At 40.8% G+C, this 19,136-nt stretch carries 17 protein-coding genes; 13 read left to right on the forward strand and 4 right to left on the reverse strand.

Annotated elements, in window-relative coordinates:
- Window positions 1-122: 122 nt before the first annotated feature.
- The 8 genes from F9Y84_RS11030 (at window position 123) to F9Y84_RS11065 (ending at window position 8,704) form a co-directional block, all read left to right on the forward strand.
- Window positions 123-1,367 (forward strand): HlyD family secretion protein, encoded by a 1,245-nt coding sequence (locus tag F9Y84_RS11030; RefSeq protein ID WP_125250817.1) that lies wholly within the window; start codon window positions 123-125, stop codon window positions 1,365-1,367.
- Window positions 1,368-1,384: 17 nt separating this feature from the next.
- A complete protein-coding gene (locus F9Y84_RS11035) occupies window positions 1,385-3,529 on the forward strand; it encodes a peptidase domain-containing ABC transporter (protein WP_128732334.1) in 2,145 nt (714 codons plus the stop codon).
- Window positions 3,530-3,657: 128 nt separating this feature from the next.
- Window positions 3,658-4,800 carry a hypothetical protein gene (locus tag F9Y84_RS11040; protein ID WP_128732335.1) on the forward strand — a complete coding sequence of 381 codons (1,143 nt, stop codon included), beginning with the start codon at window positions 3,658-3,660 and terminating at the stop codon, window positions 4,798-4,800.
- 26 nt (window positions 4,801-4,826) lie between these two features.
- Window positions 4,827-5,849: a sensor histidine kinase gene (locus tag F9Y84_RS11045; RefSeq protein WP_167508205.1), complete on the forward strand. Its 1,023-nt coding sequence runs from the start codon at window positions 4,827-4,829 to the stop codon at window positions 5,847-5,849.
- Entirely contained in the window at window positions 5,833-6,438 is a 606-nt protein-coding gene (locus tag F9Y84_RS11050; RefSeq protein WP_147388754.1) for a LytR/AlgR family response regulator transcription factor, read from the forward strand. The genes F9Y84_RS11045 and F9Y84_RS11050 overlap by 17 nt, the downstream gene beginning before the upstream one ends.
- Complete coding sequence (locus F9Y84_RS11055; protein ID WP_225740644.1) at window positions 6,404-6,730, forward strand: ATP-binding cassette domain-containing protein; 327 nt, start codon at window positions 6,404-6,406, stop codon at window positions 6,728-6,730. Before F9Y84_RS11050 ends, F9Y84_RS11055 begins: the two co-directional genes overlap by 35 nt.
- A complete protein-coding gene (locus F9Y84_RS11060; RefSeq protein ID WP_147388753.1) occupies window positions 6,730-7,944 on the forward strand; it encodes an ABC transporter permease in 1,215 nt (404 codons plus the stop codon). The genes F9Y84_RS11055 and F9Y84_RS11060 overlap by 1 nt, the downstream gene beginning before the upstream one ends.
- On the forward strand, window positions 7,937-8,704 hold the full coding sequence (locus tag F9Y84_RS11065; protein ID WP_147388752.1) for an outer membrane lipoprotein-sorting protein: 768 nt from the start codon (window positions 7,937-7,939) through the stop codon (window positions 8,702-8,704). Before F9Y84_RS11060 ends, F9Y84_RS11065 begins: the two co-directional genes overlap by 8 nt.
- A 58-nt stretch (window positions 8,705-8,762) precedes the next feature.
- Here the strand turns inward: F9Y84_RS11065 and F9Y84_RS11070 are convergent, their stop codons facing one another.
- Window positions 8,763-8,963: a hypothetical protein gene (locus F9Y84_RS11070; RefSeq protein ID WP_147388751.1), complete on the reverse strand. Its 201-nt coding sequence runs from the start codon at window positions 8,961-8,963 to the stop codon at window positions 8,763-8,765.
- 400 nt (window positions 8,964-9,363) lie between these two features.
- Here F9Y84_RS11070 and F9Y84_RS11075 point away from each other — a divergent pair, with 400 nt between their 5' ends.
- The 5 genes from F9Y84_RS11075 (at window position 9,364) to F9Y84_RS11095 (ending at window position 17,302) form a co-directional block, all read left to right on the forward strand.
- Window positions 9,364-10,569, forward strand: a complete 1,206-nt coding sequence (locus F9Y84_RS11075) for a lanthionine synthetase C family protein (protein WP_147388750.1) — start codon at window positions 9,364-9,366, stop codon at window positions 10,567-10,569.
- A gap of 9 nt (window positions 10,570-10,578) precedes the next feature.
- Window positions 10,579-13,707: a lantibiotic dehydratase gene (locus F9Y84_RS11080; RefSeq protein WP_147388749.1), complete on the forward strand. Its 3,129-nt coding sequence runs from the start codon at window positions 10,579-10,581 to the stop codon at window positions 13,705-13,707.
- A gap of 631 nt (window positions 13,708-14,338) precedes the next feature.
- Window positions 14,339-14,521, forward strand: coding sequence for a hypothetical protein (locus F9Y84_RS11085; protein WP_128732786.1), 183 nt, complete (start codon window positions 14,339-14,341; stop codon window positions 14,519-14,521).
- A gap of 10 nt (window positions 14,522-14,531) precedes the next feature.
- Window positions 14,532-15,071 (forward strand): hypothetical protein, encoded by a 540-nt coding sequence (locus F9Y84_RS11090; RefSeq protein WP_128732785.1) that lies wholly within the window; start codon window positions 14,532-14,534, stop codon window positions 15,069-15,071.
- 143 nt (window positions 15,072-15,214) lie between these two features.
- A complete protein-coding gene (locus tag F9Y84_RS11095; protein ID WP_147388748.1) occupies window positions 15,215-17,302 on the forward strand; it encodes a winged helix-turn-helix domain-containing protein in 2,088 nt (695 codons plus the stop codon).
- A gap of 236 nt (window positions 17,303-17,538) precedes the next feature.
- On the opposite strand, the gene F9Y84_RS11100 is transcribed toward F9Y84_RS11095, so the two are convergent.
- The 3 genes from F9Y84_RS11100 to F9Y84_RS11110 form a co-directional block, all read right to left on the reverse strand.
- Window positions 17,539-17,925 (reverse strand): hypothetical protein, encoded by a 387-nt coding sequence (locus F9Y84_RS11100; RefSeq protein ID WP_147388747.1) that lies wholly within the window; start codon window positions 17,923-17,925, stop codon window positions 17,539-17,541.
- Window positions 17,926-17,987: 62 nt separating this feature from the next.
- Complete coding sequence (locus F9Y84_RS11105) at window positions 17,988-18,752, reverse strand: 4'-phosphopantetheinyl transferase family protein (protein WP_167508204.1); 765 nt, start codon at window positions 18,750-18,752, stop codon at window positions 17,988-17,990.
- A gap of 23 nt (window positions 18,753-18,775) precedes the next feature.
- Window positions 18,776-18,967, reverse strand: a complete 192-nt coding sequence (locus F9Y84_RS11110) for a hypothetical protein (protein WP_147388745.1) — start codon at window positions 18,965-18,967, stop codon at window positions 18,776-18,778.
- Window positions 18,968-19,136 lie beyond the last annotated feature (169 nt).

The raw sequence follows: 19,136 nt of genomic DNA on the forward strand, positions 1-19,136 counted from the left end.
ATTATCAGTGAAAACAATAAGGCAAGCGTGACTTGCCTTATTTCATTCCTTTCTGTAACCACTCGTGGTACATTGTATTTTCAATAAAAAAATATTAACAATAATATTACCCGATAAGTGCTATGGAAAATTTATTTCGCCGCGAGGTGTTAGAGCATAAACAGCACCGCTTAGAGGGCACGATCAGCTTAGTTCAACCACCTGTTTTTAAAACACTTGGATTGCTTATTTTAGCGGTGGTTATTTTGAGTCTCGTGTTTTTGTCAAACGGTAGCTATACCAGAAAGGAAAGTGTATCTGGCGTGATTGAGCCCAGTGGAGGGCTGCTGCGTGTTGGTGCGATGCAACAAGGGGTGGTCTCAGAAGTACTGGTCAAAGAAGGTGAAAAGGTCGTTGCTGGGCAGCCGCTGCTGCGTATCGCCTCGGCAAAGCACAGCACTGAAGCAACCGAGTTAAACCAAGCTTTACTCAATCAATATCGCTTTCAACAACAAAATTTACTTCAGCAAATTGAGCAACTGCGTGAGCAATATCAATTAGATATAGCAGAGTTGCGCCAGCAAGAGAACACGGCAAAAGAAAAACTAAAAGAGCTTGAAAGCCAAGCGAGTACCTTTCAAGAGCGGTTGTTGCTTAATCAAGAGTTGGTCACCCAAATCGCTACCCTTAAGGGGACGGGTTATATCTCCGAACTTGAGTTACAGCGTCAAAAAGACACCTTGCTGTCATTAAAGCAGCAGTCTTCTTCGATCCGCTCTGAACGTATTGCGCTTGAGTCGCAACTGAAAAACATTAGCAACCAATTGGCCAAACTACCGATTGAGCATCAGAATCGAATTTCCCAACTACAATCCCAGCAAGCTGATTTACTTATTCAAATCTCTTCTATCGAACAAGCGCGACTCGGTGAGATCCGAGCAACTCAAGCAGGAGTGGTAACAGGGTTACTGGCAAAGCTGGGTAAAAATGTGTCAATGGGGCAGCACTTACTGACTATTATTCCCGAGCATAGTGACATGCAAGCGATAGTCTATATTCCAACATCGGCGTTTGGTTTTATCAAAGCGGGGCAAGAAACTAAGCTTAGGTATCATGCGTTCCCTTATGAAAAGTTTGGTATTTATAAGGGTAAGATAGTTGAGCTGAGCAATAGTGTTATTTTACCAGAAGAAACCAATATGCCGGGTATTATTCAAGAGCCTGCCTATCGGGTAGTGATTGCGCTTAACGAGCAAGCGGTTAAGGCTTATGGCAAAGACACGGCTTTGCGAGCAGGGATGACATTAGATGCTGATATTGTGGTGGAAGAGCGGTCATTGTTGCGTTGGTTGTTTGATCCAGTGTTTAGTATTAAAGGCCAGTTATAAGTAGTAGAAGGGTTGATATGGAAATGGAACATGAAGGCGCAGCCAGTAAATTAGAGTTCTGGTCTCGAAAATCTTTACCTGTGATCATCCAGTCTGAGGCTGCTGAATGTGGTCTAGCGAGCCTTGCAATGGTCGCTGGGTATCATGGTCATCACACTGACTTAACACGCCTTAGACAACGCTTTAGCATTTCAATAGAAGGCTGTACGCTGCTTGATATTATGCACTTTGCTGAAAAGCTACATTTAACTTCACGGCCACTGCGAATTGAACTAGAAGATCTTGATGCTTTGCAAGCGCCAGCCATTTTACATTGGGATATGAATCACTTTGTGGTGCTCAAAAAAGCAAATGAAAAGCGCATCGTGATACATGACCCTGCCGGTGGTGAAAAAACTTACACAATGGAAGAAGCTTCGAAGCATTTTACCGGTGTTGCGCTTGAGCTTACCCCAACAAAAGAGTTTGAAAAGAAAGAGAAAAAAGCAAGCCTAAGGTTTTCTGATTTTTGGAGCCGGATCACTGGACTGAAGCGCTCTTTGCTGCTGATTTTTATGCTGTCTATTTTGTTGCAAGTGTTTACGCTCGCAGCACCGTATTATATTCAGTTGGTGATAGATGATGTTATTCTCACCGGAGATACCTCGCTGCTTACAGTACTTGCCGTTGGCTTTTTCTTGGTGCTAGTGTTTGAAATCGCGACGAATGCACTGCGGGGTTTTACATTACTGCATTTCGGTAACCAAATGAATATTCAGTTGGGTGCCAATCTGTTTCATCACCTAGTGCGATTACCTATTTCCTACTTTGAAAAGCGTCATATGGGAGATGTGGTTTCTCGATTTAGCTCATTACAACAGGTCAAACAGTTACTTACCACCGGGGTGATAGAAGCCATTATTGATGGCTTAATGGCAGTGATCACATTGGCGATGATTTTCTTTTATAGTCCGATGTTATCCGCCGTTGTACTAGTCGCTGTAATTGCCTATGCCGCAATCCGGATAGCCATGTATAAGCCGTTTCGTAATATTAGCGAGCAGGAGATCATGGCGCGCGCAGAAGAAAACTCAAACTTCATGGAAACGGTACGCGGGATCCAAACCATCAAGTTATTTGGCTCTGAGGTAAAACGAGAAGGGCAATGGCAAAACCGCTATGCCAGTGCAATTAATCATAATATACGTCTGGGTAACTTTAAAATTGGCTATGATGCTATCAACCGGGCATTGTTTGGGATTGAAAATATCATCGTTGTTTACCTTGCCGCGCATTTGGTGATTGCTGGTGGGTTTAGTACAGGGATGCTATTTGCTTTTATGTCGTATAAACGCCAATTTATGGATAAAACCGCAAACCTTATTGAGAAGTTAATTGAGTTTAAGATGCTTGGTTTGCACTTCGACCGTATTGCTGACATTGCACTAACCGACAAAGAAGAGTTACAGCCAGATCAGTATCGAAAACTGAATATTGAAGGCAAAATCGAGGTGAAAAATGTCTCATTTTCCTATTCGGATGCAACGCCAAACGTCATTGATAAACTAAATTTAACGGTTCATGCGGGGGAGTCAGTGGCAATCACTGGGCCTTCAGGTTGTGGTAAGTCGACATTACTCAAGCTGATGCTTGGATTGAATAAGCCCTCAAGCGGTGAAATAGTGGTTGATGGTGTGCCACTGAGTCAAATCGGTGCAAGACAATATCGCCAACAAATAGCTGCGGTGATGCAAGATGATGAGCTGTTATCAGGCACTGTTGCAGACAATATCGCGTTTTTTGATTCCCCAATTAATATGGAAAAGGTAGTGCACTGTGCTCAACTTGCCGCAATTCATGACGATATTAGTGAAATGCCAATGGGTTATGACAGCTTGATTGGTGATATGGGGTCGAGTTTATCTGGCGGTCAAAAGCAGCGGATCATTCTCGCTCGCGCCTTATATAAAGATCCAAAAATTTTATTTATGGACGAGGCCACAAGTCATCTAGATACTGGACTGGAAGAAGATATTAATGATGCCGTCTCGCGCTTGAAAATCACTCGGGTAATCATCGCACACCGCAAGGAAACCATTGCCTCGGCAGATAGAGAGATAAAGCTGAAAAAACCTGAGCACCATGAGGATGAGGAGCACACCTCAACGACCGACTCTGAATAATGCGAGCGCCGTGCTCGCTTTATCTTGCTTGGTAACCATTTATCCGAGTTATTGCCCTTTCGTCGGTTAGATCACAAATACACCTGCTACAGCGTTATTTTACCTCCATCAACTTGGAGGTAATAACGATGTATATATACCAACGATGCTTTTTTCTGATACTAACGCTTAGTCTACTAAATCCGGCTTTTGCTGGTGCGCAGCTCAATACTACGTTACGAGCCCAGCAACAATATAGCCAGGCTGATCATAGTCAATTCTTTAAAACGACAGATGCTCATTTATCGTTTGCTGCTTTAGACGTGGATTATGAAGCGGGCGGTGTGAGGGTGGCGACCACCTTTAGTATGACTAAACAGCAGCGCACTGAAACAAAATTTACGATTTCAGAAGCCTATTACGACTTCTCGTTAGCTCAGTGGTTTGGCTCTGTAGGTAAAAAGAAAGTCGATTGGGGAGTAGGTTATGGTTTTCGTCCTTTGGACCTGTTTTCGCCGACTAAGTCCCTCGCGCTGTATACAGCGGTTCCTCCAGGTAGTTATGTAGTGGCTGGAGATTATTTTACACAGCGCGGTAATGTCAGCTTATTATGTAATGAAAGCAAGCGGTTATATTTAGACAAAGGGCGAGCCACAACATCATCGTTAGGTTGTGGCGGTCGATATTATCATTATTTTGATAATGTTGAATCTCAGTTTATCGCGCATTTTGACCGTCGTATGGGGTGGCGAGTTGGAGGCAGTGCAGTTACTGTGTTGCGTGAGGCAACCGCTTTATATGGCTCGTTATTGTGGCAATCTCGTTATCAATCTCCGACATTTAAACGTGGATTGAATAACGCGTGGACACAAACTACTTGGCATGAAAATAGTTTGCAGGCACTGATTGGGGTAAATCACAGCATGATGGCGGGGGTGAACATCATTGCAGAGTACTGGTTTGATGGTCGTGCACCAAAGCAACATCAATGGCGTCAAGTCTTGGAGATGGGAAGTGCCTCACTACGAGGCCACTATGCGACACAAAACTTGTTTCAACATAATTTGATGCTGCATGTGCGAGGCCATGATAAATCTTGGCAACCGAGTTTTACGGCAGTGCTCAACCCCCAAGATAGCAGTATGTTTATCGATGGTAAGTTATGTTACTCTCAAATTCAGGGACGTCAGTTCTGCGCCGGTGCTCGCCGTTATTTGGGAAGCGCGCTTAGTATTTATGGTCAATTAGGTCAGCAGCAGGTGGCTTATTTGAGCCTTGAGATAAAATTATAATAACAATCATTATGTTGGGATCATCATTGTCGGTAAATTTACTGCGTCGTCATGGCCTGTTATTTACTATTTGCTGCATGATAGGTGTGCTTATCTACCTAATGGGGTGGTCAGCGTATTTATCAATTAGCTTATTCGTTTCTGTTGGGATTGGTTTTACAATCCGGTTAACACGTTATTGGTTAAGTAAAAACTATACCAATATGCCTCTATCTGTACAGTTTGTCAGCGCTATCTTTATCGCCCTTGCTTTGTGGGGAAGCGCGCCTTTATTAATGGGATGGGCACAAACTGTTTATCAACATAATTTGCGCCAATACATAGGCATAGTGGCTATGGGAGGCTTTTTTACTGTGGTGATTAGTTTTGTTTATTACCGCACTGAGCAAACCATGGCACTGAAAAAAGCGCTATTGCAAGCTGAGCTTGACCAAGCAAAACATGAAAAGGTGCTCGCTGAGACTGAGCTTAAGCTATTACAGTCACAAATGGAGCCACACTTTTTATTTAATACTCTTGCCACCATTCAAGCGCTGATAGATATCGATCCTAAACAAGCCAATGATATGCTCAATGCCTTGACTGCGTTACTAAGGCAAAGTCTTACTCATGCTCGCCGTGCTTGGGTCTCACTTGAAGATGAGCTGGCATTTATCAGGGCATATTTAGCAATTCAAGCGGTGCGGCTTGGCGAGCGACTGGATACTGAGATAACCGTTGCCGACAGTGTCTCTTTAGCAACACAATTTCCTCCCATGTTATTGCAGCCTTTGATTGAAAATGCGGTGATCCATGGTATTGAGCAACTACCGTATGGAGGAAAAATAACCATACGTTTGCTATCCCAAGACAGTACACGTCTACTCATCGTCATCGAAAATAGTATGCTTGCTGAGGGGAGTCAAAAGTCGGGCAACGGGGTAGCGCTTGATAATATAAAAAGTAGGTTACAGCAGATTTATCAAGGAAGTGGCCATATCGACATTTCACAACAACAAGAAACATTTTTGTTAAAACTGGAGGTACCTTTCAATGGCTCAGCAGTATAAAGCCGTTATTGCCGATGACGAAGCGATCTTACGCGCGCATTTACAAGCAAAATTAGCAGAAACTTGGCCTGAACTTAATATCATTGCGCAAGCTGCTAACGGTGAGGTGGCGCTGGCTCTTAGCAAAACACTACAACCGGACGTGTTATTTCTCGATATTAATATGCCAGCAAAAACTGGTTTAGAAGTGGCAGCTTTGATTAATCAGCAAGTTACGCACCGGCCGCTTATAGTGTTTGTGACCGCTTATGATGAGTATGCTATTTCAGCATTTGAACATCAAGCATTAGACTACGTACTTAAGCCCATCAGTAATGACAGGCTACTAAAGACCATCGAACGAATAAAACAGCGGCTATTGCAAGCAAGCTCGCAACAGGTGCAGCTCCAACAGTTGTTGGCCTCATTAACGCCGCCAACAGCGAACGATAATTTGCAATGGATCCGCGCTAATAAAGGTGGTTCGATACACATGCTAGATATTAATGCCGTGGATTATTTTATTGCCGATAATAAATATGCCCAGTGCACAACGGCTGGAACTGGCTGCGAAAATGGCAGTACAGGTAGGATTAAAAGACCATATTAATAAACGACCTGATCAGCTTTCTGGTGGCCAGCAGCAACGAGTTGCTATCGCAAGAGCACTGGTAAAGCGACCAAAGTTAGTGATAGCAGATGAACCGACCGCAAATTTGGATACCACCACCGCGAACCTGGTTATGGACATGATGGCGGCGCTAGGTCAGCAGTATGGCACGACTTTTTTAATGGCAACCCATGACGACAGGATGCTACATCGCTTTACTCGTCGATTCAATTTACAAGATGGTGAATTACAACCAGTGACTACGACAAACTCGTTTTGGAGGGCTGGATAATGCGCTGGTGTTACTTTGCTTTGTTAAATGTAATTAGAAATATGCGCCGCTCAATATTGGCGGTGACTATCATAGCGGTGGCGATGGTTGCCATATTAACAACCTCTGGTTTTGCATTGTTTACTTATCAATCACTCGCAGAAAAAGCAGCGCGAGATGAGGGAAACTTTATTGTGACGCATCAAGACCATGAGTTAGAGGAAGACATGCCTTTGCAATATGGGCTTGGAGATATTAGCTCACTACATACTGCGCTGAATGCTGATGAAGCGGTAAAAGCTGCATTACCTCGAGTGAAGTTTAGTGGTTTGGCTTCAAACGGTGATAAAAGCTTAATATTTATGGGTCTTGGAGTAGACAGTGAAGAGTTTATGGTCAAAGGGCCAATCTTCAGTTTGTTGGAGGGGCGGTTATTATCATCTTACACCGATCCTCAGGCACTACCACAATTGTTGTTGGCGAAGGGGTTGGCAAAAAGCTTAAAGGTCTCCATAGGTGATGTCGTCACGTTGATGACCACAACGACAAGTGGTGCCTTGAATGCCGTTGATTTCGAAGTGATAGGGATCTACACCACCGGGATCCCAGAACTTGATAAGCGTCAGCTCTATGCCGCGTTAGATCAAGCACAAGCTCTACTTAATACAACAAAAATAAGTTCACTGTCAGTCTATTTGTTTGACTTAGCGGCTACAGCAGAAACGATGTCTTACTATCAGCAGCTTGAACAGGATTATGCTTATACACCTTGGTGGGATAAAGCGTTTTACTATCAATCGGTTCAGTCACTGTATAACCGTATATTTGGTTTGCTTGGAGTCATGCTGGTGTTGTTAGTGCTGTTTGCAGTGTCGAATACGATGACGCTATCTGTTGCCGAGCGTACCCGAGAGATTGGCACATTAAGAGCGCTTGGGATATATCAATCTGAAATTTTACGCAACTTTACTCTGGAGGCGGTCACTATTGCACTTATCGGCGTGGTGATTGGAGTTGTGGCTGCATGGCTAGTAAGTCTAGTCATTATGATGTTAGGTATCGAGATGCCTCCCCCTCCTGGTAGTGAGCAGGGGTATCCTCTGGTGGTGTTATTCTCATGGCATATCGCGTTGATGAGTGCGGTGGCAATTTTGGTTATTTCGGTGTTGGCAGCACTTAGAGCTGCGCATCAAGGTTGTAAAAATACGATTGTGGAGGCATTAAGTCATGTTTAACTCAGTTATTTTAGCCATGTTATTGATGTTATTGATGTTATTGATGTTATTGAGTGCTAGTAATACTAGTTGGGCGCAAGAGCAGGAGAGTGAGCAAGCGCTTAGCAAACAAGCTATAGCCGATGCTCTGAATCAAGCGGATCAATTTCGTAGTAAATATGACAATGCGAAAGTAGCGATTAAGGTGAGTCAGTATGAAGCTGAGCAACTTCTAACAGTCCGTGAATTTGACGTTTATACTCAGTCACAACAGCGTGCATTAGTTATTTATAAAAGTAAGTCTGAGCTAGGCCAAAAAGTACTGATGAAGGGTAATGATTATTGGATGTTTTTACCAAAAAGTAGACGCCCAATTCGGATCACTCCGATGCAAAAGCTCCTCGGCGAGGCTGCAATTGGAGATATCGCTACCATGCGCTGGAGTGATGATTATCAAGTCGTCACACATCATCATAACGCCCAAGGTATAGAAATGACATTGCAAGCAAAGCATGAGAAGGTGAGTTATCAGACCATTAAGCTGTTAGTGGCTAAAGAGAACTTTTTTCCAAAGCAGGCAGAGATGTTTTTAAGTTCAGGACGTTTGGCTAAAACGGTCAATTTTACGGCTCGAGGTGAGCGGGTGGGCAGCATGCTAATCAGAGATAAGGTACAGCGTAATAAAATGACCCAAGTGGAGTATCAAGATTTTGAAGCGATAACTCTTGCAGAAAAATTCTTTAACCCGCAAATACTGATCCGCAATGATTTACGCTTTTAAATCACCAGAGTTCAAATACAAGTAGAGGATTACCTCTACTTGTATATACCGTGACCGATTATTCCATTTGACAAGTGTGCTCGCGACATGAACGAGGTCTACCTGTCCAACAGTTGTAATCATCACTACAATAGTTACTACCAACAGGTGAAAGTGGCTGCATATTTCCACCAACAACTTGTGGTGTCATCGCTGCTGGTACTGACTTACCATCATTTGAAAGTGCTTTAATATTTTTTTTGTTTAATTGTAATTTCATGTGTTTTTCCTTACCAAAATTAGCAACCTAGATTTGAAATAGTTATTACGTCGCCTAATAAAAACGTACTTTGGCTAGATAAAGCCATCGTATAAGGCGAGCCTGAAAATACATACCCTATCCAAACCCAAGTTAAGTAGATGAAAAATCCTTTTGTAAATATCCTTTTTAATCACTCAAACTTGAGTGGTCAAAAATTAAACTAGTCCCTCATTTGGGGTTTGTCAACACTTTTGATTTGTTTTTTTAATTTTGTTCTTTATGTTTAATTTTGGTTTTTTTTGTATGTATGGTGTGAGTTATGTGGTTAGAATCAGCATTTGAGTTTATTCACATAAGAGGTTAACTTACCTATAGTAAAGACAAATAAAACCACCATAGTGTGTTAACAAGGACAACCATGTTACTCCCAGTAGATTCAGAAAAAAAACATAAAATACAAACTCTTATTGGTGATTTGGTGAAGTTAGTCGAATCCGATCTTACAAGTGTTATGAGTAATGGGCTACTCAGTGGATTGGCTGGCCACTTATTATTTTTATATCGTGCATCAGAGTGCTGTGACGATTGGGTCGATGAAGTGCAGTTTCATCAGGCTCTTGAGCGGCTGCAAAATGAGCTGGCTGAACAAACGCCCGAATTGAGCTCAGGGCTTGCAGGTCAAGCCTGGCTTTTAGAGTATCTGAACCAGTCTAACAGCGAAGAGTACGACCCCGAATTACTCGAAGAAATTGATAGCTTTTTTGCTGCAGCTCTAGATTTCACCCCGTGGACGGGGGAAGTAGAAATGGTACTCGGGCTGGGTGGATATTCTCCTTACATTGCCAGAAGAGCAAAACAAACCACTCAGACCGTTTTACTAGACAGAGTCGTGACTGGTTATGAGTCGGTAGCTGTTAACATCAATGAGCAACATACCACTTGGTCTCAACCCGCACAGTCTGTATTTCGATTTGATAAGGATGATACGACGGCACCTGAATTTAACTTGGGACTTGCGCACGGTGTACCCGGTATTATTGCTGCGTTACTTCCAGCATTACAAGATGAGAAGACCAAGTCGCGTGCTCAAACCTTGATTATCAACAGCTGTGATTGGTTGCTAGAGCAACAAACGCATGCCACAGATAGGGCTGCTTGTTTTGGTTCTTGTGCTGGCGACAAGCATGAATCTCGTTTAGGTTGGTGTTACGGTGATTTAACCATTGCACTGACCTTGGCCAGAGCTGGGCATGCTTTGGATAAACCCTGTTACCTTGATCGTGCGCTAGAGATTGCGCTTTTTAATGTCGACAGAGATGCAGAGCAAGGTCATATTAATGATGCTGGCCTTTGTCATGGCTTTTTTGGTTTGGTGACAATTTATCAGCGCCTAAATCAAGAAATGCCACATCCAAAATTACTACAAGCAGCGCAAACATGGCTTGATTATGGCCTTGCCAAGTATGAAGAAAGCGGTCTTAAAGCACTATATTCATTTAATGGTGTTGATCAAGATCATCAGCAAGACTTTAGTTTTTTAATGGGCTATGCCGGAATTGGTCTTGCGCTCATCGGCGCGCTAGACGACAACTTGGATTGGACTGATTGTCTCTTAATGAGTTAAGGAATAACGATGTCAGCAAAAATAACAACAGACTCTTTTTTTGTATTAAGGGCACCAAAGCTGCCAGTTGAAACATTATTTGATCAGCAAGACAGTAACCTTATGCTAAGCCAATGGCTTGCAACCCCTGGGGTGATGGAAGCGCTCTATGTGGCGAGTCCGTCATTGGTGGAGCGGTTGGACCAATGGCGTGAAAAGCCACATTCCAAGCAAGGCAAAAAAGTTGCCTTAGCCTTATTACGATATTTAATACGCATGTCTTCTAGGCCTACACCATTTGGATTGTTTTCAGGGATCCATACCGGCAAACTAGGTACTGAAACACGTTTAGTCAGTGACAGTGCGCAGCGTGATACACGAAAAACACGCTTAGACATGTTCTTATTGTCAGCAATACGCTCACACCTTGCTGACACTGAAGCAAAATCAGACAACTTACAGTATCACCCAAATCCGTCACATTACTTTATTGCCGATCAATGCCGATATATTGAAACTTATTTATCCGATGATGCGATGCAGTATCGTTTAAGCGCTGTGGATAGTGACGAGTATTTCAATACGATGCTCGATTTGGCGAAGCAAGGGCTGAGCTTTTCACAGTTAGTTGAGCAATTTAAGTTGCGTTATCCTGATGCTGAGCATGAGGAAGTCACTCAGTATCTCGAAGCATTGATAGATGAAGGGGTACTTGTGCCTAATATCCCTTTACCGCTTACGGGTGAAAGCCCTGACACTGCACTTTTAAAGGCGCTACAGCAGTTCGCACCAGAAACTATTACAACTAAATTATCACAAGCCATTACTGATTTGGCTGCAATGGACGAAGCTGGGGAAGCAAGTCCGCAACAGTATCATGACATTTATCGTTACTTGTCAGAACTCCCCATCAAAGTTCAGGAAAATAAACTCTTTCAGTCAGATACTTATCGTGCATTTATTGAGTGCGAATTATCTCAACAAGAGGTGAGCAGAGTCACCAAGCAATTACAGTTGATCACAAGCTTGAGTCAAACGAGCCAAAATAATCCGCTAGAGAAGTTTATCAATCAGTTTAACACTCGATTTGAAGGGCAGTTTGTGCCATTAGATGTGGTACTAGATGATGAATCAGGTATTAGTGTTTCAACTGAGACTGGCTATGATGCGCCGCTGGTGGGGGGGTTACAGCTGGGTAAAGCAAACAGTAACCAGACATCTACGCAAACCCAATCTGAGTTGGACTTTATTATTGAGCAAGCCGTGTCTATGCCCAGTAATTTAGGTAAAGACTGTATCGTGCTAAAAAGCAGTGAGTTAAAACAGCGAGTAAAAAATAAGGTCGACTATCAATTCCCCTACTCAATGGCGGTTATGCTGAGCCTTTTTGAGGACGAAGAGTCAAACTCAGTGGTCAAACTAAATGGCTGCTATGGCCCTTCGGCGGCTAACTTGTTAGGTCGTTTTTGTCACCTAGATGACACGTTAAACAAGTCGGTAGTGGCACATTTAGCGCAAGAACATAACCATAGCGATGACGTAATTTTTGCCGAAATTGTCCATGTTCCTGAAGGACGTCCTGGTAACGTCATCGCTCGACCACACTTACGTCAATACGAAATTGTATTTATGGCGGACAGTGTATTAGACCCTGAATACCAAATTCCCCTGCATGATCTTTATGTATGGGTGGAAAATAGACAAGTTAAACTTTGGAGTAAACGTCTAAATAAGCGAGTGATCCCAAGGCTTTCGAGTGCACATAACTTTTCAGCAAGAAGCCTCAGTGCCTATAAATTCTTGTGTATGATGCAGTATCAAGAAACCGATCCTCCAAGGTTTTCGATGCCAGCTAATTTGAGTAGCGCAGCTTATTTACCTCGTATTATGCTGGACAACCTGATCTTAAAAGAAAAAACGTGGCGAGTTGAACGTAAAGCACTAGAGGCGCTATTAGTTAACCAGCAAGTAGATAGTGCTAAACTCGCACAATTAAAAGCACAGTATCTCCTTGATGATTGGGTAAGCTTTGCTGCTGGAGACAACATTCTCACCTTGAACTTAAATCAAAGTAGCATGGTCGAAATTCTACTAATGGAGACAAAAGGGCGCACTGTGGTTGAACTAAGTGAAGTACTCACTTCACGCTTTACGTCCCGCGTGACCGATAAGCAAGGTCGGCACTACGCTAATGAAATCATTGTTCCTTTATTTACAGAGACAGCAAAACCATATCGCCATTATATTGAAAAGCCGCTAGAAAATATTACCGCAACACCTATTACGCGGCGCTTTAGTGCAGGTTCAGAGTGGCTGAGTTTAAAGATTTATTCCGGTAATACGATTGTCGAGCAGCTACTATATGAACAACTAGTACCATTGATTGAAGAAAACAGCACGTTATTTGAGAAGTGGTTCTTCATTCGCTATGGCGATCCTGATTGGCATATACGATTGCGTTTTTATGGTCAGCCAGAAGTACTTTGTGGAGAGCTACTGCCAAAGCTTAATCAGCTGCTGGCGCCAATGATCGAAAGCTCTCAACTTCACAAAGTGGAGCTAATGACTTATGAGCGAGAAGTCGAACGCTATGGCGGTCCACAGTCTATGGCGTTAGTTGAGAACTTATTTATGTTCGACAGTATACTCATTGCCAAAAGCTGCCAATTAGTCGAAGAGTTTGGAGAAGATATTCGCTGGCGTGTCGCATTGGCTTGTACTGATAGATTACTCTCGCTATTTGACTATGATGCCGAGCGCAAGCTTAACCTTATTTCCTCGTTAAGGGCTGGCTTTGGCAAAGAGTTCAATGAAAATAGCATGCTAAGAAAGCAGCTGGGGAACCGATATCGTGATCATCAAACGCAACTCGATGATGACTTTGTGAAGTTACAGGTGTCGCAACTTGCTCAATGTGATGAAACCCAGCAAGCTATTTTAGCGCTTTTGGAAGCTTGGCAAAAACAGGCTGAGCCGGTGGTAAAAGAGATCCTCGAGCTTGAGCGCAGCGGTGAACTGAATTTGAGTACGGACTCATTGCTTAGCTCGTTGCTGCATATGCACAATAACCGTATGTTCAAAGCATATGGCCGAGAGCAAGAGTTTGTGATCCACGATATGCTAAGAAGAAAATATTTTTCTGAGTCTAAAAGTCTGTAGATTAGAGGGAAGTCTAGTCGCAACCCTCTCGTATTTTTCACTAGGTAAAGCACCATGTTGGTGCTTTACCTTCACTATGAATCAAAGTGAGCTTTAGCAATACTAGTTCAATGATGATAACTTGAGGCTGGATAAAAAGTTAGTTAATCAATTACTTTTCAAAATTTACTTTAATTTGCCTAGTCAGAGAACCTTACGGTAATGACGAATTTTACTTTACTCCTGCTGGTTACTGAAGGTGTTCCCAACACCGTTAGCGCTCACATCAGTGATTAAAAAGGGAATAGTTGTTTGCAGCTTAAGCTGAATACTTTTTCTGTTATCACTACTGTAGTGATAAAGCTTGTTCCAATATGTGTTGCGTTAGAGGGTCACAACAATAAGCTGATAACACAACCTAACTTTTGCAAATATTCATTAATATTGCTGTATAAACTCACCAAAGAAATCATATTAAACATTATCTTGAAACCAGAATAAAAGCATAAATATCATTAACTTAAACCTTTCTAAGGATTGATAATTACCATTTTTTACAGTTTGTTTGTACTCTTTAATGGCTCTCATAAAGGTTCAAGGCTGATTGAGACTAAAACTACAAAAATAAACATAAATAAAAGGTGTAGACGTCATGCTTAAATTAAAACTTATAAAGAAAAACTTAAAACAGTTAAACGATAAAGCTCATATCGATGGATCGATGACTAAAAAGATTGCAGGTGGTAATACTGATGGTATTAAGACTACGTCACATATCAGTCAACCTGAGCCTGATCCGTATCACTCCAACTCTTTAACAAAGCCTCAGCTTTAGTAGTCTAGCAATGAATGTAAGAAAAACATTATTTGGAGGGTTCACGGCGTATTCTTTGATGGCTTCTGCTTCTACTTCACCATCCATCATTATTGAGGTAGAGCCACCTAGAATCGAACTCGTATATGCGTATGAGAATGCAATAGACTTTGAGTTTTTAGCGTCGGAAAATGTAGAGGTTTTTGAAGGGGATATTCTAATTAAATATCTCAATGAAAAAAATGAAGAAAAGAAAATAGTTGCTACATCTCCGAGTTTAGTCAAATGGACAAGGCAGCATAGTCTTGCTCAACAAAGGTTTAACTCTGGAGATTTACTTATGAAACTGAAAAGCAAAACAATTTATGGCGTTATCAGGATGCCAGATAACGCTGATGAAAGTTTTAAGGTTGGACAATTAGTAACGTTGTGTAATAGGGGAATGTCTGCAAATATCGTGATCCAGAGTAAAGAAAAAGGAAATTATACATTTGTAGCTAACGATGCTTCATTTGAATGGCAATCAAAAATTGGTATAAATATCAAGGAGGATAACCATGGTTGTGTATGATATTTGTTGCATTAGTTAATATGTTGTTTTCTTTGTTGTTTGGTGGTTTTTTAAACTAATAGTCTTTTGCGCTGTGTTACTATTGAGTTATTGTTCTTATCGGGTAGAATAACTCTGTGGGTATTTATAGCAAAAAGTAAATAATGAACGAAGTTAGTTTTTCAAGGAAAGTTACAGAAGTTCGATTTGGTGAATGGGTTTTAGACCCCAAGTCACAGAGAATATTTGATGGCGAAGTAGCCAGAGAATTAGAGCCGCTTATCTTTAAACTACTTTGTTACTTTATTGTTAATCATGAAGCTGTTGTAACTCGGCAAGACCTTGCTGAAAATGTTTGGTGTCAACGTTACGTTGATGACAACGCCATCAATCGTGCGATGTCTGAGTTAAGAAAAATTTTACGCTCAAATAAGCAGCAAAGCACAGTAATCAAAACACACTACAGCAAGGGTTATAGTTTTTTTCTCGAACCCGAAATTATTTACTTTGAAAACGTCTCAGAGTCTCGCCCTCAAGATAAGCCGCCAAAAAAAACATCTAACCACCGAATATTCATTTTCTACTTTTTATTCACCATGTTACTTGCGGGTTTAGCATCTGTCTTTATCTCATTCGAGAAACAGGGAGTAGATGTGAGAGAAGTTAGTGTTGATGAAAAAACGATTTCTTGGCTTGAAGGTAGCTATAACTCAATTATCATACATCCTTCTGAACGGTTTCTTGCTTTTGAATTTACGGCAGAGGGAGAGGAGTTTTCTAGTGTTATCGTTAGAGACCTAGTGACGAATCAAGAAAATAAGCTTGCCCACCCAAACGTTAATCTTTCTCCTTCCGGCTGGTCATTAAAGTCGAGTGAGCTTTTCGTCAAAAAGATTAAAGACAACCAATGTGAAATTTGGAAAATAGACTTAGAGGACAAAGAAAGATCTCAAAAGTTTATAATGAACTGTGACGAGCGACAGCGCGTCATGGTCGGAATAAGTGACGAAACAATAATTTATTCTAAATTTGGTTACAGAAATAATAATAACTTATCTACAGTCGTTATCAGAGACATAAAATCTGGTGACGAATATCAAATTACCTCGCCGAGTCTTAGTTCATTTGGGGATAACTTTCTTTACTTCGATGAGTTAGCCAAAAAGGTATATTTTGAACGAGTTCAGTTTGGTTTTACCGAATTAATGGTGACTGATATCGAGGGCACGGAGGTGAAAAGCTTATATAAAACAGAAGGTAGAATATGGAGAGTTAGCTACGACAAAGAGAGCAACTCGATATCGTGGTTTGATAACATAGATCAAACTTTAGTTTACTTTTCATTGAGTAAGCTTTCAGTATCCAAAGTTGAAGAATTAGAAAAGAAAAGCGCTTATTCATTGGCATATAACTTAAGTAATAATAAGATCATAGCTGTGAGTGTTCCGTATTCTTTTGATATTTATAACTTCGATTTAGAAGATTGGAAACTCAGTCCTTTACACGTGAGTGCGGAAGATGAGTTTAAAGCGGTCCATAAAGGTCAGTTCAGCGCTTATCTCAAAAGGTATAATAATGGTTTAAAACAATTAATAGTTAGTGGGCCTGAAATAGATAAGGACACGCCTTGGGAGGTAGGAAGTGCTCTAGACTTTGATCTTGATGAGAGGTCACAAAAGCTACTGTTACTATATAAAGATTCGTTCAAAGTCTATGACCTGATAACTAGAGAGTTGAAAGCAGATATAGCGCTAAAAAATCATCCAATAAGTATCGGATTCAAAAGTGATAGCGTTGTTTATGGCCTACTAAAGAACGACAAGCTAAGACAAAATCAAGCTTTTCTCTATGACCTAAATGCGATGAAGATGATTCTCTTACCTCTAGATAAGGTTAGTTGGTTTTCTCCTTACAAAAACGGCAGCTATGTTTATATTGATGTAGAGGGCAGAGTATGGATTAAACAGAGTGATGGGAGCACTAAAAATGTTGCCAATATTACAAAAAGCTACTTTAAAGACTCTTTTGCGTTAAAGGAAGGCGAACTATTCCACTCGGATGGAAAAAACATATTTAAATACGAACTCGAATTGGATAGTTCTCAGCCCAAACTCATTTCATCAGAACTTTCTAAGAACATGTTTATTAATGATATTCACATTGTTGATAGTAGCTCAAAGCTGGTTCTAGATATTGTTAGTGTATCTTCAAACTCACTAATTTATGCAGATATTAGCCGAGTTGGACACTAAGATAAATCTTTACTAGCAACATGTATTACCGTATGACTACGTAATATTGTCCAAGAAATCATGTGAATTATCAAAACTTAAAAATAACTGCTTGTTGATAGTTGCTATGAATTGGCGACTACCATAGTATCTAGTATTTGCTTTTTGTCTGTGCTTGTGAACTCATCTTTTGTTCTTGTAAGTGTTTTACGCATTAGCCAATGGCACATCCTATTTTCATTTTCTATCCTTTTAAATCAATGGCTTATGTTATTTTCTACGACATACACTTCACAAGGTGCTAAGCGTCCTTTGTTGAATACCCATTTGAAGAGTTTTTCATATCCGCAAATCAACTTATACTCTCCGGTTGCATTGGCACCTAAGACAGTACAGGTCTGCTGTGTTGATGAGTTTATCAAGCGCATGATCTCCTGATTGATGTGATGCCACTGCTTGGTGTTTCTCTGTGCTGTATTTAAGGCAACACCTTTACCTACAAGGATCCCATTTTGTAGCGGAAAAAATGTCTTAATTGCCTCTATGCTAATATCACGTCGGATAATTTTATTTGCAATTTCATCTTCTATAACACCTAGCTGTATGCCTTGATGGTTGCTTTGTATTGACGATACTTGGTTCATTGTTATTGCTTTCTTTCGTAGTTTGATAATAATTTCAGTATTAGAGTCTTCTTTTTTACTATTCATATCTTACCGTCTAAATTCCCGCAAACTATGGTAAAAACACTCTCTTCATGGAGTACAAAGTAGCAAGTAAATTTACTACCTGCTCGGATCTTATCGGATAAATCTTCAACTATTTCCAGCTCTAGCAAGTGTTTTTCAGTGTCTAACATGACTAACTTTGCCGCATCAAAGCCAAAGTATTTTTCCACATATTTATAGATAGCTTTAAATAAACTCTCTTTAGCAGAAAATAGTAATGTCACTAGATCGGAGTCATTAAAATTACTATGTTTAAAGGCTAATTCCTCTTCTTGCGAAATTACTAAGTCTCTGATTTCATTTGATATATCTTCTTTCATCCAGTGTTCTATATCGATTCCTAAGTATTCGTACTCACTTTCAATTGCTGCGGCACAGATAGCACTTGTATCAACATGAGAGATAGAGCCTAGAAGTCCTTCAGGCCAAATTGGTTGTCTGTTTTCTCCAATTGGTATTTGCTTACAACTCCTGTTTAGAGATTTTACAGCTTGCGATGCACAAAAACGGCCTGCTAAAAATTCACTTTGGCGACTTTTTACCGCTGAGTGAAGTGATTCAGGAAACTCGATACCTAATTCATCAAACTGCATTGAGCTAAAGTTATCACTGTTAAATTGGCACTTATAAAGCTGTATGTCCTTTAAATGTGGTAAAGTATACGACTCAGTGGCTTCTATAAAGGCATTGTTTATACAATGGCTTTCTGATATTTTACGGTTGTGAAAATGTAACTGTTGCATAAGCATCTCCATATTCAAAAGAACTACTGGTCTTTTGAAATTGAAGGTTCGCACTTATCAACGATGCGACAGTATGCCAATGTATATAAGTCGCTAAGCAAAGCTGCTTGTAATTCTTGGTCGTTGTTTGTTGTGTTAGCTTCACTCGCATATGTATTAAAAGAAAGTAGAGTTGTTGCTAAGATTACTGCTAATTTTTTTGTTACGTTTTTCATGTGTTAATCCTTAATAATGGAACATAGTTGAATTGTTTAACTAGGCTTCAGGTCGCTCTCTAAAGCTCCATTTCAAGGTACTCAAGGTAGGATGATTAAAACTCTCGGAATGTTTTTGGTTCTTACTTTTAAATCGTGGGAATAGCTATTTATAATCTCGCGGAATTGT

The sequence above is a fragment of the Pseudoalteromonas peptidolytica genome (assembly GCF_012641745.1).
GTDB lineage: Bacteria > Pseudomonadota > Gammaproteobacteria > Enterobacterales > Alteromonadaceae > Pseudoalteromonas > Pseudoalteromonas peptidolytica.